Source organism: Amycolatopsis minnesotensis, from assembly GCF_039529815.1.
Lineage (GTDB): Bacteria > Actinomycetota > Actinomycetes > Mycobacteriales > Pseudonocardiaceae > Amycolatopsis > Amycolatopsis minnesotensis.
Window position 1 is genome coordinate 1 of the sequence record NZ_BAAANN010000020.1, and the last position, 13,825, is coordinate 13,825.

Annotated in this window: 10 protein-coding genes; 5 read left to right on the top strand and 5 right to left on the bottom strand. The window is 70.9% G+C overall.

Going from position 1 to position 13,825, the window contains the following annotated elements:
* Window positions 1–410: 410 nt before the first annotated feature.
* Both glnA and ABD256_RS24220 read right to left on the bottom strand, forming a co-directional pair.
* Window positions 411–1,754 (bottom strand): type I glutamate--ammonia ligase, encoded by a 1,344-nt coding sequence (gene glnA / locus ABD256_RS24215; protein ID WP_344423110.1) that lies wholly within the window; start codon window positions 1,752–1,754, stop codon window positions 411–413.
* Window positions 1,755–1,763: 9 nt separating this feature from the next.
* Window positions 1,764–3,131: an MFS transporter gene (locus ABD256_RS24220; protein WP_344423112.1), complete on the bottom strand. Its 1,368-nt coding sequence runs from the start codon at window positions 3,129–3,131 to the stop codon at window positions 1,764–1,766.
* On the opposite strand from ABD256_RS24220, the gene ABD256_RS24225 reads away from it, so the two are divergent.
* Complete coding sequence (locus ABD256_RS24225; RefSeq protein WP_344423116.1) at window positions 3,130–4,095, top strand: GlxA family transcriptional regulator; 966 nt, start codon at window positions 3,130–3,132, stop codon at window positions 4,093–4,095. The genes ABD256_RS24220 and ABD256_RS24225 overlap by 2 nt on opposite strands.
* 27 nt (window positions 4,096–4,122) lie before the next feature.
* The gene (locus ABD256_RS24230) at window positions 4,123–4,776 is read left to right on the top strand and encodes an LppX_LprAFG lipoprotein (RefSeq protein WP_344423118.1); all 654 of its coding nucleotides are present in this window, start codon (window positions 4,123–4,125) and stop codon (window positions 4,774–4,776) included.
* 6 nt (window positions 4,777–4,782) lie between these two features.
* Here ABD256_RS24230 and ABD256_RS24235 read toward each other — a convergent pair whose 3' ends face one another.
* Window positions 4,783–6,327, bottom strand: a complete 1,545-nt coding sequence (locus ABD256_RS24235; protein WP_425546513.1) for an alpha/beta hydrolase — start codon at window positions 6,325–6,327, stop codon at window positions 4,783–4,785.
* A gap of 172 nt (window positions 6,328–6,499) precedes the next feature.
* Between ABD256_RS24235 and secA2 the strand changes: the two genes are divergently transcribed.
* Window positions 6,500–8,833: an accessory Sec system translocase SecA2 gene (secA2, locus tag ABD256_RS24240; protein WP_344423121.1), complete on the top strand. Its 2,334-nt coding sequence runs from the start codon at window positions 6,500–6,502 to the stop codon at window positions 8,831–8,833.
* Window positions 8,834–9,039: 206 nt separating this feature from the next.
* Here secA2 and ABD256_RS24245 read toward each other — a convergent pair whose 3' ends face one another.
* Window positions 9,040–9,930 carry a LysR family transcriptional regulator gene (locus ABD256_RS24245; RefSeq protein ID WP_344423124.1) on the bottom strand — a complete coding sequence of 297 codons (891 nt, stop codon included), beginning with the start codon at window positions 9,928–9,930 and terminating at the stop codon, window positions 9,040–9,042.
* 74 nt (window positions 9,931–10,004) lie between these two features.
* Here ABD256_RS24245 and ABD256_RS24250 point away from each other — a divergent pair, with 74 nt between their 5' ends.
* Window positions 10,005–10,934, top strand: a complete 930-nt coding sequence (locus tag ABD256_RS24250; protein WP_344423127.1) for a DMT family transporter — start codon at window positions 10,005–10,007, stop codon at window positions 10,932–10,934.
* Window position 10,935: 1 nt separating this feature from the next.
* On the opposite strand, the gene ABD256_RS24255 is transcribed toward ABD256_RS24250, so the two are convergent.
* Complete coding sequence (locus ABD256_RS24255) at window positions 10,936–11,409, bottom strand: GNAT family N-acetyltransferase (protein WP_344423130.1); 474 nt, start codon at window positions 11,407–11,409, stop codon at window positions 10,936–10,938.
* 179 nt (window positions 11,410–11,588) lie between these two features.
* Between ABD256_RS24255 and ABD256_RS24260 the strand changes: the two genes are divergently transcribed.
* Window positions 11,589–13,304: an NAD+ synthase gene (locus ABD256_RS24260; protein WP_344423133.1), complete on the top strand. Its 1,716-nt coding sequence runs from the start codon at window positions 11,589–11,591 to the stop codon at window positions 13,302–13,304.
* The last annotated feature ends 521 nt before the right edge of the window (window positions 13,305–13,825 follow it).

Genomic DNA, 13,825 nt, shown 5'->3' on the forward strand with positions numbered 1-13,825 from the left:
GGTTCTAATACATAAGCTCTACTGGCTTAGTTCACTAGCACACTGTTGAGTTCTCAAGCAACACGGTATCTTGTACGATACTGAATTGTTCCAGGCAAATCTTTGTAAGCTTTGTCCTGGAGGGACAGCCTCTACCCTACGAGGTTAGTCGTTGGGTTGGCCAGCCACCTTCAGGGCCGTCGCAGTACGTTACCCGGTTCGGTTCGCGGTGTCAAACCCGCCCGACCCTGGCCCGCGCGGCCTCGGTGAAGAGTACTTCACCTCGTCCTGCGCAGTGTCACCGGGCCTCCGGGGCTTTCGCCCTGTCGGCCGGTGTTCCTGGCGACGAAGAGAAGATTACATGCCGTCCAACCCCCCTGGAACAGGGGGGTACCTTAACCGCGTTTCCGCAGCTCAAGGCCCATAAATGGTCACAGCACGGGCAACAGGGTCCGCAGCTCGTACGGCGTGACCGCGCTCCGGTAGTTGTCCCACTCGACGTGCTTGTTGCGGAGGAAGAAGTCGTAGACGTGCTCCCCGAGCGCTTCGGGCAGGAGTTCGGAGCGCTCCATCTCGGCGAGCGCCTCCCCGAGGTTCTGCGGGAGCTCGGCGTAGCCCGCCGCCTTCCGCTCGGCTTCCGACAGCGTCCAGATGTTGTCCTCCGCGGGCGGCGGCAGCTCGTAACCCTTTTCGATCCCCTTCAGCCCGGCGGCGAGGATGACCGAGTACGCGAGGTACGGGTTGCACGCCGAATCCAGCGTCCTGATCTCGACCCGGCGGGACGACGCCTTGCCTGGCGAGTACATCGGGACCCGCACCAGTGCCGAGCGGTTCGCGCGGCCCCACGACACGGTCGTCGGCGCCTCACCACCGCTGATCAGGCGCTTGTACGAGTTCACCCACTGGTTCGTGACCGCGGAGATCTCCCGTGCGTGGGTGAGCAGGCCGGCGACGAACGCCTTGCCGGTGTCCGAAAGCTCGTACGGGTCGGCGGCGTCGTAGAAGGCGTTCCGGTCGCCCTCGAACAGGGAGACGTGGGTGTGCATCCCCGAACCGGGCTGGCTGGTGAACGGCTTCGGCATGAACGTCGCGCGCACCCCCTGGGTGAGCGCGACCTCCTTGACCACGTACCGGAAGGTCATCACGTTGTCGGCCATGGTCAGCGCGTCGGCGTAGCGGAGGTCGATCTCCTGCTGGCCCGGCGCGCCTTCGTGGTGGCTGAACTCCACCGAGATGCCCATCGCTTCGAGCGTCTCGATCGCATGGCGCCGGAAGTGCGTCGCGGTCGCGTGGGACGCCTGGTCGAAGTACCCGCCGTTGTCCGCGGGCTCCGGTTCGCTCCCGTCCTCCGGCAGCGTCGAGAGCAGGAAGAACTCGATCTCGGGATGCACGTAGCAGGTGAAACCCGCTTCGCTCGCCTTCGAGAGCTGGCGGCGCAGGACGTGCCGCGGATCGGCCCACGACGGTGATCCGTCCGGCATCGCGATGTCGCAGAACATGCGCGCCGAGTACGGGTCGCCCTCCGGTGTCTCCCACGGCAGCACCTGGAACGTCGCCGGGTCCGGCTTGGCGACCATGTCCGATTCGTAGACCCGCGCGAAGCCCTCGATCGCGGACCCGTCGAACCCGATCCCCTCGCTGAACGCGCCTTCGAGTTCCGCGGGCGCGACCGCCACGGACTTGAGAAACCCCAGCACATCGGTGAACCAGAGCCGGACGAAACGGATGTCGCGCTCTTCTAGCGTGCGGAGCACGAACTCCTGCTGCCGATCCATGGCCGCACCCTATGCGCGACGTGTTAACGCCATGTTTCGCGCCACGCCGGTTTCCCCCGACGGGCGAATCCGGACCGACATCAGTGCCGCGAAGGCGCACAACCCGCCCGCGACGTACCAGGCCAGGTCGTAGGTACCGAGGTGGTCGCGCGTGAACCCGGCGGCGAACGCGGCGAAGGCGGCGCCGACCTGGTGCGAGGCGAACACCCAGCCGAACACGATCGGGCCGCTCGCGCCGAAGCGCGCGCGGCACAGCGCGACGGTCGGCGGCACCGTCGCCACCCAGTCCAGGCCGTAGAACACGATGAACGCCCACATCGGCGGCTCGGTGGTCGGCGCGAACAGCCGCGGCAGCAGGATCAGCGACGCGCCGCGCAGCAGGTAGTAGCCGCCGAGCAGCCAGCGCGGGTCGACGCGGTCGGTCAGCCAGCCCGACGCGATGGTGCCCGCGACGTCGAAGACCCCGACGAGGGCGAGCAGTCCCGCCGCCGCGGTCTGGGGCATGCCGTGATCGTGCGCGGCCGGCACGAAATGGGTCCCGACCAGGCCGTTCGTGGACGCGCCGCAGATCGCGAACCCGCCTGCCAGCAGCCAGAAGGTGGGCGTGCGCGCCGAGGTGAGCAGCACGCGCACCGCCCTGCTCGCCGCTCCCCCGGTCGAGGCCACCCGCTCTTCCGCGGCGGTCGCGCCGAGCGCCGTCGTCCCGACGTCCTCGGGATGGTCACGCAACAGAAACACCACGATCGGCACGACGGCGAGCGCGGCCAGCGCCACGACCAGCGACGCGGTCCGCCAGCCGTGCGCGGTCGCCAGCGCCGCGACCAGCGGGAGGAAGACGAGCTGCCCGGCGGCGCCCGCCGCGGTGAGCACGCCGCTGACCAGCCCGCGGTGCCGGACGAACCACCTGCTGGTGAGCGTCGCGACGAAGGTCAGCGCCATCGAACCGGTGCCGACGCCGACGAGCACGCCCCAGCACAGGAGCAGCTGCCAGCTCGCGGTCATGAAGACGGTGAACCCGCTGCCGCAGGCCACCAGCACGAGCGCGCCCGCGACGACGCGGCGCATGCCGAGCCGTTCCATCAGCGCCGCCGCGAACGGCGAGATGACGCCGTAGAGCACGAGGTTGATCGACACCGCGGCCGAGATCGTCGACCTCGGCCAGCCGAACTCCTCGTGCAGCGGGTCGATCAGCACGCCCGGCGCGGCGCGGAACCCCGCCGCGCCGACGAGCGCGACGAACCCGGACGCCGCCACCAGCCAAGCCCAATGCACGCGCGGCCGTCGCGTGCTCTCCACTCGAGTCACACCATGAGCTTCGAGTATCCGCGGACCGTGATCGAGTGGCCAGAGGGCCAATATGTGCAAGAATCTGGCCATGCATCGCGTTGCCGTGCTCGCCGTCGGCGAGGTCGTCGGCTACGACCTGTGCATCCCGCCGCAGGTCTTCGGCTCGGCGACCGGCAAGACCGGGAAACCGCTCTACGAGGTGCGGATGTGCGCGCCGAGCAGTGCACCGGTGCGGGTCAGCTCCGGGTTCTCCGCGGTGTTCGAGCACGGCCCCGAGGCGCTCGCCGACGCGGACACGGTGATCGTGCCGGGCACCCGCGCCGAAGGGCCCCGGCGACGCGGCGCGCTTCCCGGCGACGTCGCGGCGGCGCTCGCGCTGGTGCCGGAAAGCGCGCGGGTCATGTCGATCTGCACCGGGGCGTTCGTGCTGGCCGCGGCCGGGCTGCTCGACGGGCGGCCCGCCACCACGCACTGGGCGTACGCCGACGAGTTCCGGACCCTCTACCCCGCCGTCGACCTCGACGAGAACGTGCTGTTCGTGGACGACGGCGACCTGCTGACCTCGGCGGGCCTCGCGGCGGGGCTCGACCTGTGCCTGCACGTGCTGCGCGCGGACCACGGCGCGGAGGTCGCGAACCGGGTCGCGCGGCACAACGTGGTGCCGCCGTGGCGCGATGGCGGCCAGTCGCAGTACATCGAGCACCCGCTGCCCGTGACCGACGACGGCAGCACCGCGCCGACCAGGGCGTGGGCGCTCACCCGGCTTGGTGACCCGCTCGACCTCACCGGCATGGCGGCGCACGCCAGGATGAGCGTCCGCACGTTCAGCAGGCGGTTCCGCGCCGAAACGGGCCTGCCGCCGAGGGCATGGCTCATCCAGCAGCGCGTGCAGCGCGCCAGGCACCTGCTGGAGACCACGACGCTGCCGGTCGGCAAGGTCGCCGCGGCCGCGGGGCTGGGCACCGCGGCGTCGCTGCGCGCGCACCTCAACGCCACGATCGGCGTCGCACCGCTGGCCTACCGCCGCACGTTCGCCCCCACCGCACCGTCCTGACCGCGCGTTTTCGCTAGGCTCGCCGGCATGTTGCGCCGCGCCTTGCCCGTGCTCGCCCTGTCGCTCGGCCTGCTCGGCGCCTGCTCGGCGTCGCCGGACACCAGCGGGCCGCTCCCCGGCGGCACGGAGCTGACCGGTTCGGCGGCCGAGGCGCTGAAGAACCTGCGGAGCACCCATTTCCGGCTCGGCGTCAGCGGCACGATCCCCGGGCTGCCGATCCGGTCCATCGAAGGCGCCGCCAACCGGGACGGCACCGGCGCGGGGCACGCCGACGTCCAGGAGTCCGCGGAGAAGTTCGACGACGTCACCTACACCGTGGCGAGCGGCGTGGCGAAGGTCAGCGGCAAGACCACGCTGCCGCGCACGCTGGACGTGCCAGCGGAGTACGACCCGGCGACCCTGCTCGACCCGGGCAAGGGCCTGCGGCGGGTGCTGCTCGCGGCGACCGCCGTCACCACCGAGGCCAGCGAACCGCTCGACAAGGTCGGCGCCTACCGGCTCACCGGGAAGCTCGCCGGGCCGGTGATCTCCGGGCTGATCCCCGGGATCACCGCCGACGTGGACGTCAAGTTCTGGGTCCGCGAGGCCGCGCCGCACGACCTGATGCGCATCTGGCTGCAGGTGCCGCCGTACAAGCCGAGCGAAGGCGCCGTGATGCTCGAACTGAGCCTGACGCCCTGAGCCCGGTCACCCCGGGCAGCGCGTCCCTTCCGGCGGCACCGTGCCGTCCACCAGGTACGCCGTGCCGGCCGAGTCGACGCAGCCGATGCCCTGCAGGAACGCGGTGTGCTGCGTGCCCTCGTAGGTGAGCAACGAACCCTTCATGGCCTTCGCGAGGTTCACCCCCGCCTGGTAGGGCGTCGCCGGGTCGTTGGTCGTGGACACCACGAGCACCGGCGGCAGCCCCGCGACGGCCGGTTCGTGCGGCCGCGAGGTGCTGGGCACCGGCCAGAACGCGCACGAGTCGAGCGGCGCGCCTTCGGGCCCGCCGTCGTCGAGGAAGGGCGCGGCCTCGTCATAGCGCTTCGCGGCGTCGAGGATCTTGTTCTTGTCGGTGACCCTCGGGTCGTCGACGCAGCGGATCGCGGTGAAGGCGTCCTGCGTCGTCGCGTAGCGCCCGGACCGGTCGCGCTCGTTGTACTGGTCGGCCAGCGCCATCAGGGTGGCGCCCTTGCCCAGCTTCAGCTCGTTCAGACCGGAGTTGAGCGGTTCCCACAGCTGCTGGGAGTAGAGGGCCTGTATCGCGGCGAGCGTCGCGTCGCCGAAGGTGAGCTTGCGGCCGTCGGCGAGGGTGACGGGAATGCGCACGAGCGGGCGCACCAGGTCCTGGAACGCCTTCGTGGCGCCTGCCGGGTTCGCGCCGAGCGCGCAGTCCTGGCGGGCGGCGCACCACGCGGCGTACTGGCCGAACGCCTTGCCGAACCCCTGCCCCTGCGCGACGAGCGACTCGACGGAGTCCTGGTCGGGGTCGAGCGCGCCGTCGAGGACCATCGCGCGGACGTTCTTCGGGAACGCTTCGGCGTAGGTGGAGCCGATCCTGGTGCCGTAGGAGTAGCCGAGGTAGGAGAGCTTTTCGTCGCCGAGCGCGGACCGGAGCACGTCCATGTCCTTCACGACGTCCCTGGTGCCGACGTTGGCGAGCATCGCGTCGCCGTGCGCGGTGCGCTGGGCGCACTTCCCGGCGAAGTCCTTCGCCTCGGTCTCCTGCTTCGCCACGCCCGCCGGCGAGCCGTCGGACTCGAGGTCTTCCGCGCGGTCTTCGTCCCGCTCGGCGTCGGTCAGGCAGCGGACCTGCGGCTCGCTGGCGCCGATCCCGCGCGGGTCGAAGCCGACGAAGTCGAACCGCTTGCCCAGTTCGCCCTGCGCCGCGCCCTGCGCCAGGTTCGCGGCGGCCTCCATCCCGGACGCGCCCGGCCCGCCGGGGTTCATCACCAGCGAGCCGATCCGGTTGTCCTGGCCGGTGGCCTTGCGCCGCAGCACCCCGATCGTGATCGTGTCGCCTGCCGGTTTCGCGTAGTCCAACGGCACGGTCAGCCTGGCGCACTGGAGCGTTTTCACCGCGAAGGCGGACTTCGCTCCGTCCGATGTCGCGTAGGGTGCGCAATCGCCCCAGGTGAGGGGCTGGCCGTAGAACCGGTCCAAACCGGCCGGAACCGCGCCTTTCGGGCCGAGCTGTTCGGTGGCCTGCCGGGGCTGGTCCGCCGGTGTGCTGGTGCAGGCGGCCAGCGGCACGAGCAGCAGAGCACAACCTGCGGCGGCTACCCGGATCGGGCGAGACCTGGTTTGGTGGTGGAGTGGCACGACCCGATGGTGCCATTCGGCAGGAACTCCGGCGCACGGCCACTGCGTTGGGGAGTACGGCGAGCGCGGGACTACCGGCGCGACACGAGAACGGGAGCACAGGGTGGCAGCACTGATGAGCCGGGTTGGCAAGCGGCTGCGCCGGATCATGCAACGCCCAGGCAGCGTCGAGCTTTCCCGTTACGAGGCTCTGCTGCCCGCGGTCGAAAAGCGTGAACCCGAGCTGGAGAAGCTCTCCGACGCCGAACTGACCGAAGTGGCCGCGAAGCTGCGCGAGAAGTCCGCCTTCGGCGACGACGAGCTGGTCGAGGTGTGCGCGCTCGGCCGCGAATCCGCGCGGCGCGCCCTCGGCGAACGCGCCTTCGACGTGCAGCTCCTCGGCACGATGGGCCTGCTCACCGGGCACGTCGTGCAGATGGAAACCGGTGAGGGCAAGACGCTCGCCGGCGCACTGGCCGCCGCGGGGTACGCGCTGCAGGGCAAGCGCGTGCACGTGGTCACCGTCAACGACTACCTCGCCCGCCGCGACGCGGAGTGGATGAAACCGCTGTACGACCTGCTCGGCGTCGGCGTCGGCTGGGTCGAGCCCCCGCGCAGCAGGGACGAGCGGCGCGAGGCGTACGGCCAGGAGGTCACCTACGGCGCGGTCAGCGAGATCGGGTTCGACGTCCTTCGCGACAGGCTGGTCTCGCGCGCCGAGGAACTCGTGCAGCGCGATCCCGAAGTGGCGATCGTGGACGAAGCGGACTCCGTGCTCGTCGACGAGGCGCGGGTGCCGCTGGTGATGGCCGGTTCGGTCGACGCGGCGTTCGCGGACGAAGAGGTCGCGAACGTGGTGCGCAGGCTGCGGCTCGGGCTGCACTACGAGACCGACTCCGACGGCCGCAACGCCTGGCTGACCGCCGCGGGCGCGTCCGTGGTCGAGAAGGCGCTCGGCATCGAAGACCTGTACGGCGAGTCGGCGGACTCCGGGTCGGCGAGGCTGGCCGCGGTGAACGTGGCGCTGCACGCGCACGCGCTGCTCACCCGCGACGTCGACTACCTGGTGCGGGACGGGAAGGTGCAGCTCATCAACGCCTCGCGCGGGCGGGTCGCGGAGCTGCAGCGCTGGCCGGACGGGCTGCAGGCCGCCGTGGAGGCGAAGGAGCAGCTCCCCGCGACCGACCGCGGCGAGATCCTCGACTCGATCACCGTGCAGGCCCTGCTGGCGCGCTACCCGCAGGTGGCGGGCATGACCGGCACCGCGGTCGCGGTCGCCGAGCAGCTTCGCGAGTTCTACCAGCTCGAAGTGGCGGTGATCCCGCCGAACACCCCGAACATCCGCGAGGACGCCGAAGACCGGATCTTCGCGTCGCCGTCGCACAAGCTGCGCGCGATCGTGGACGAGATCCGCGAAGTGCACGAGACCGGGCGCCCGATCCTCGTCGGCACCCAGGACGTCGCCGAGTCCGAGGAGCTGGCCGAGAAGCTGGCCAAGGCCGATCTCGAATGCGTGGTGCTCAACGCGCGCAACGACGCCGAAGAGGCCGCGATCATCGCCGACGCGGGGACGCACGGTCGGGTCACGGTGTCGACGCAGATGGCTGGCCGCGGTACCGACATCCGGCTCGGCGGCGCCGACGGCAGCGACCGCGAGCGGGTGACCGAGCTGGGCGGGCTGCACGTGATCGGCACCGCGCGGTACCCGTCGAGCCGTCTCGACGGGCAGCTTCGCGGCCGCTCCGGCCGTCAGGGCGACCCGGGCAGCGCGGTGTTCTTCGCGAGCCTGAACGACGACCTGGTGCTGTCGAACGCGCCGGACGTGCCGGACGGCATCGAGGCGGCGGACGGCACCGGCGAGATCACCGACGCCGCCGCGCACCGGCAGATCAACCACGCGCAGCGCGTCGCCGAGGGCGTGCACCTGGAGATCCACCGCAACACCTGGCGGTACACGCGGCTGATCGAGTTCCAGCGCGCCGAGCTGCTCAAGCACCGCGACGAGGTGCTGCGCACCGGGCTGGCCGCGGAGAAGATGAAGGAAGCCGCCCCGGAGAAGTACGAGGAGCTGGTGGAGAAGGTCGGCGACGGCGCGGAGCAGGTCTGCCGCGAGATCATGCTGTACCACCTCGACGAGTCGTGGTCTGAGCACCTCGCGTTCCTCACCGACGTCCGCGAGAGCATCCACCTGCGGGCGCTCGCGCGCGAGACGCCGATCGACGAGTTCCACCGGACCGCGATCCCGCCGTTCCGCGAGATCGTGCCGAAGATCGAGAAGAAGTCGGCCGAAACGCTGACCGAGGCCGAGATCACCGAGGACGGCATCGACTTCGCCGCCTCGGGTGTGCGCAGGCCGAACTCGACGTGGACCTACCTGGTGCACGACAACCCGTTCGACTCGGACTTCGAATCCACGCTGCGCCGGGTGCGCAGCATGATGAAGCGCAAGAAGAGCTGAGGCTGAGACGCTTGCCCCGGCGTTCGGGGTTCACCGCGAAGTCAGGAGCGCTCCCTTGACGTGGCTTCCCGGAAGGGCGCCTTCCGGGAAGCTGACGCCGCATACCCGGCCCTCGCGGCACGGGGCATGGTGAGGCTGATGTTCTGAAGGCGCCCTTCACGGCGTCCCTAGGGACATGCGGAGCCGCCGCCGGGGCGCACTGGCGCTCATCGGTTCGTGGCGCGGGTTTCGATCTCGGTCACGCAGGCGCGGACCGCGGGCGTGCCGACGAGCCAGGCGGCCTTGATTTCGCGCTTCAGCGCGGGGCGGCTGGGGAGGAACCGCACGCCCGGTGTCCCGTGGTGGCAGGACATCGCGGGCAGCAGTGCCACCGCGAGTCCTTTTTGGACCATTGCGAGCTGGGTGAAGTGCTCGGCCAGTGCGTACCGCACCTCCGGCTCCGCGCCTGCCGCGCGGACGGCCTGCACCAGTGCGTCGTAGGGCGCGCTTCCCGGCGGGCAGCTCGCCCACGGGGTCCCGGCGAGGTCGGCGAGCGCGATCGCGCCGGCACCGGCCGAGGGGTGGCTTGCCGGGATCGCGACGAGGGCGTCCTCGGTCACGACGGTCCGCAGGCGCAGGCCCTCGGGCAGCGGTGCGGGCAGGTTGTCCCAGCTTTCGATCAGCAGCAGGTCGAAGTGCCCGTCGAGCAGCCTCGGCATCAGGTCCACCGCTTCCCCGTCGGCGACGGACGGTTCGAGGCGCGGGTGCGCGGCGAGCAGCGTCTCGAGAACTTCCGGCAGCAGGGTGCGCACGGCGCTGCCGACACCGCCGATGCGCAGCGGCCCGAGCACTTCCTGATCGAGACCGGCCAGATCCGCTTCGGCTTCGGCGAGGTCCGCGAGGAGCCGGTGCGCGTGGTTCGCGAGGACTCGCCCGGCGTGCGTGAGCCGGACGCCGCGGCCATCCGGTTCGAGCAGCCGGTGCCCGGTCTCGCGGTCGAGCTTCGCGAGCTGCTGGGAGACCCCGGACGCGGTCAGGTGCAGCGTTTCGGCGGCGCGCGCGATCGATCCGTGCGTCGCGACCGCGGCGAGTGCGCGGAGCCTGTCGATCCTGAACACCTGACGAACTGTAACGGGTTTTGCCGCAAAACTGTCGCTTTTCATTCCGAGTGCGGACGGGCAGGGTCGGAGCCGTGACGGTCGAGGAACAGACAGCGCCGGAAGTGCGCACCGCGCGGCGGAATCCCGTCGTGCTCGCGCTCGCCGGATCCGCGTGCATCGCGGCTTCGGCGGTGTTCATGAAGCAGTCGGGCGCCAATGCCGGGACGGCGGCCTTCCTCCGGTGCGGGCTCGCACTGGTCGTGCTCGTCCCGCTCGCCTGGCTGGAGTGCCGCCGCCTCGGCCGCCGCCGGGCGCGCTACCTGCTGATGGACGTCGGCGCGGGCCTGCTGCTCGGGGTGGACATGGTGTTCTGGGGCGCCAGCGTGCTGAACGTGGGCGCCTCGGTGGCCACCGTGCTGCTCAACATCCAGGTCGTCTTCTTCCCGCTGATCGCGCGTGTGGTTTCGGGCACCGCGCTCTCCGCGCGGTTCCTGCTGACCTGCCCGGTGCTGCTCGCGGGCGTCGCGCTGGCGAGCGGGGCCATCGGGAACCCCCAGCCGGGCAGCGATCCGGTGGCGGGCGTGGTGTTCGGCGCCGCGGCGGGACTCGCCTACGCCGGTTACCTGTTCCTCATGCGGCTCGGCGGCGGGCGGGAGCACACCACGACACCGGTGTGCGTGTCCTCGGCGGCGGCGACCGCGGCGGCCGCCGTGTTCGGCGGGCTGTGGACGGGGATCGACCTCGACCTGAGCCTGCCCGCGTGGAGCTGGCTCGTCGCACTCGCGTTCCTCGGGCAGGTCGTGGCGTGGCTGCTCATCACCACCGCACTGCCCCGGCTGGCCCCTGGCGTCGCCGCGGCGCTCCTGCTTTCGCAGCCGGTGATGGCCTTCGCGCTCGGCGTCGCGATCGGGGAACGCCCGACCGTCAGCCAGGCGGCCGGATGCGTGCTGGTCATCGCGGCCGTCTGGTTCACCAGCCGCAAACCGGGATCGGCGGCCACGCGGACCACCGATCCCGGGTGAGTCACGCCGTGCTGTGGTGCGCGGTGGCACCGTCGACGCGGCGGCGCGGCAGTCCGGCCTTTTCGAGCACCCGGCCCGATGCCGGGTTCGCGATTTCGACGTCGGCGCACACGCGGTCCACACCGGGTGCGGTCAACGCGAACGCCACGATCGCCGTCACCGCCTCGGTGGCGTAGCCGAGGCCGCGACGGGATTCGACCACGCCGTAGCCGACTTCGAGCGCGCCGCCGGACGGGGGCCAGAACAGCCCGATCGACCCGACGACCTCACCGGACACTCGTTCGACGAGCTGGCGCTGCCCGTATTCGGTGCGGGCGCCGGGGGTTTCCGCGACGAACCCGGCGATGACCCGGTCGCCTTCGGCGGGGAAGTCGGCCGCCCAGTGCGGCAGCCGGGTGCCGTCGAGCACGGCGGTGAGATCGGCCGCCGGCCACGGGCGCAGGACGAGACGACCGGTTTCCAGAGATGGGTACACGCGATACTCCTGGTCTGCGGGAAGGACCGGGCCGCGCGTCAGACGAGGGCGACCCGGGTGAGGGCAGGACGAACGAAGACCTGGCAGGCCATATTCATCACCCTCCCGGTGAAGTCGCGTGGCCGCGACGATACCCGCGAGCACTCGCCGGTGGCGCCGGTCTGGGCAAGAATGGGCCGATGCCGCAGCTGCGCATCGCCATGGCCCAGGTCAACCCCACCGTCGGTGACCTCGTGGGCAACTCCGCAATCGCCGTCGACTGGATCCGCAAGGCCGCCGACGCCGGCGCCGATGTGGTCGTGTTCCCCGAAATGTCGCTGACCGGGTATCCGGTGGAGGACCTCGCGCTGCGAGCGACCTTCGCCGAGGCGTCGCGCCGCGCGGTCGACGATCTGGCCGGGCGGGTCGCGGAGTTCGGCGATCTCCTGGTGTACGTCGGCTACCTCGACCGCGACGAGCAGGGCCCGCGCAACGCGGCGGCTGCCCTGCTCCGCGGCGAGGTCGTGGCCCGCCAGTTCAAGCACCACCTGCCGAACTACGGGGTGTTCGACGAACGGCGGAACTTCGAGCCCGGAAGCTCGCTCGACATCGTGCGGTTCCGCGGCCTGGACGTCGGGATGGTGATCTGCGAGGACCTGTGGCAGGACGGTGGCCCGGTGGCGGCGCTCGGCCAGGCCGGGGTGGACCTCGTGGTGTCGCCCAACGCGTCGCCGTACGAACGCGCGAAGGACGACATCCGGCTGCCGCTGATTTCCCGCCGCGCACGGGAGGCGCGCGCGCCGATCGTCTACACGAACCAGGTGGGCGGGCAGGACGACCTCGTGTTCGACGGCGACTCGATCGTCGCCGACGCGGACGGGACGCTGCTGGCACGGGCACCGCAGTTCGTCGAACACCTGCTGGTGCTCGACCTCGAACTCGAAGCGGGAGAACACGGGCCGGACGGCGAGTACGCGGGCATCGAGGTCCGTCGCCGCGTGCTCGGCCTCGAACCGCGCGAGCCCTACGAACCCATCGCCGAGCCGCCGATCAGCGAACCGCTCTCCGACGAGGCCGAGGTTTGGTACGCGCTCGTCACCGGGCTGCGGGATTACGTGCGCAAGAACGGGTTCCGCTCGGTGACGTTCGGGTTCTCCGGCGGGATCGACTCGGCGCTCGTCGCCGCGCTCGCGGTGGACGCGCTGGGGCCGGACGCGGTGTACGGCGTCTCGATGCCGTCGAAGTACTCGTCGGAGCACTCGCGGTCGGACGCGGCGGAGCTGGCGAGGCGGCTCGGCTGCCGGTACCGCACCGAACCGGTGGCGGAAATGGTGCACGCCTACGTCAGCCAGCTGGAGCTGAGCGGGCTCGCGGAGGAGAACGTCCAAGCACGCGCGCGCGGCGTGCTGCTGATGGCACTGTCCAATGCGGACGGTCACCTGGTGCTGGCGACCGGGAACAAGACGGAGCTCGCGGTCGGCTATTCGACGATCTACGGCGACGCGGTCGGCGGGTTCGCGCCGATCAAGGACGTGTTCAAGACCCACGTGTGGGAGCTGGCGCGCTGGCGCAACGCCGAAGCCGAGAAGCGGGGCGAGACCCCGCCGATCCCGGAGAGCTCGATCAGCAAACCGCCTTCGGCCGAACTGGCGCCGGACCAGGTGGACACCGACTCGCTCCCCGACTACGCCCTGCTCGACGACATCCTCGACGACTACGTGGAAGGCGACCGCGGTTACGCCGACCTGCTCGAAGCCGGGTTCGACCCCGAGGTGATCGACCGCGTGGTCTGGATGACCGACAAGGCCGAGTACAAGCGCCGCCAGTACCCGCCTGGCACGAAGATCACCTTCAAGGCGTTCGGCCGTGACCGGCGGCTGCCCATCACGAACGGCTGGCGCGAACGCCGCGACTGACCACGGCGGGCGCCGCTGCCGTCGGCGGCCCGGAACTGTCGGCATGGCGCGGTAATGTCGAAATCGGAAGCTCCCCAGGCGAACGAACGCGCGGGCGGGACTGGCGCACGAGGACGCGATCCGCGCGGGGCTGGGCGCCGAGGAGCGCGCGACGCTACTCGGCCTGCTCGGCAGGATCGCCGCCGAGCACGGTCTCAGCGCGACCGTCCACCAGGGCTACCGCCGCACCTGACCGGACGGGCCGCTTGCCCCGAAGGATGCTCCTGTGGAGGCAAAGGTGAGGTCCCGCTGCGCAATGCCCTGGCTCGTAAATGAGCAGATTCGCCGAGCACAGCAAGATCGCCCCTCCAGCGGAGGCGCGCGCCCCTATTTTCACCCCTGGCAGGACGTCCCCAAGGAACACAGATGACTGAAGGGAGCCTTCGGGGAATCTGATGCCGCGAAGGGCCCCTTCAGGGCAAGCGCTGGGCTTCACCGCTCGCGACCATTCGCGCTCACGCCCCGAAAGACGGCCTCCAGAG